This window comes from uncultured Microscilla sp., assembly GCF_947493425.1.
Classification (GTDB): Bacteria; Bacteroidota; Bacteroidia; order Cytophagales; family Microscillaceae; genus Microscilla.
This window is the reverse complement of the sequence record NZ_CANLRP010000396.1, coordinates 1-1194: the sequence shown is the minus strand read 5'-3', so window position 1 is coordinate 1194 and position 1194 is coordinate 1. Positions and strand designations below refer to the sequence as shown.

At 37.8% G+C, this 1194-nt stretch carries 1 protein-coding gene; it reads left to right on the top strand.

The window, feature by feature from the left end:
- Nucleotides 1–59 precede the first annotated feature (59 nt).
- The gene (locus Q0954_RS33980; protein ID WP_299466541.1) at nt 60–1181 is read left to right on the top strand and encodes an ISAs1 family transposase; all 1122 of its coding nucleotides are present in this window, start codon (nt 60–62) and stop codon (nt 1179–1181) included.
- Nucleotides 1182–1194 lie beyond the last annotated feature (13 nt).

The window sequence follows — 1194 nt, the reverse complement described above, 5'->3', positions numbered from 1 at the left end:
CAGACTAAACGCACTATGGGCTGGTTTACAATTGTTTTTAAAATTACGATATTTGTGCAATGGATTTACACTCACATTTATCAGCAATACCAGATTTTCGTAATCATAACAAAAACTTCCGTCACAAACTATCTGATGTGTTATTCTTAAGTGTCTGTGGCATCTTAAGTGGAGCAGAAGGTTTTGAAGAAATCGAGGAATATGGCATAGAAAAAGAGGGCTTCCTTCGTGATTTTTTAGAATTGCCTCATGGTATTCCCTCTCATGACACCATTCGTCGCGTGTTTATGCATACTGATCCTGAGGCTTTTAACAAAGAGTTTATGACTTGGGTTAGCAGTAGTTTTGGTGCTAATTTATACATAGGTTGCCTTTTAAAACATGTTCAGTTTGATGGAAAGACCATGTGTGGCAGTGGTTTAAAAGGGAATAAAAAGACTCACATAGTAAGTGCTTTTGCCGAAGGTATAAGTTTGGGACAATACAAGGTAGACAGCAAAAGTAATGAAATCAAAGCCATACCTGAGTTGTTGAAAATGCTTCATTTACAGGATTGCATTGTAAGTATAGATGCGATGGGGTGTCAAAAAGTAATTGCTACCCAAATCAGGGGCAAACAGGCTGATTATTTTTTGGCAGTCAAAGGTAATCAAGCAAATCTCTTTGCTCAGGTTCAGGACACTTTTGCTAGGGAAGAACCTAAACAGTGTTACACAATCACCGATTATGCTGGAAATTACAATCAAGTGGTAGATTATCAAGTAGAAGTTACAAGCAATTTAAAATGGATAGAGGTCCTTGAGGAATGGGAAGACCTCAAAGTGTTGATAAAAGTACAAACTAGTCGTACTAGTAAAGATGGTACAGCCGAGTGCCGATACTATATTTCAAGCAGAAATGACCTTTCCGGAGAAGAAGCATACTCCCTTGCCCGCAATCATTGGGGGATTGAAAATAAACTTCACTGGCAGTTGGATGTCGCCTTTAGGGAAGATGCAAATAAAACTTCCGTGGAAAATGCGCCACAAAACCTGACGTTGCTTAACAAAATTGCCCTTAATATTCTAAAAATGGATAATACAACTAAAATAAGCAAAAAGGCAAAGAGAAAGAAGGCTGGTTGGAGTAATGAATACCTAAGGCAATTGCTTGAAAATGCCAAGATTATAAAAAAAACATAGTGCGTTTAGTCTG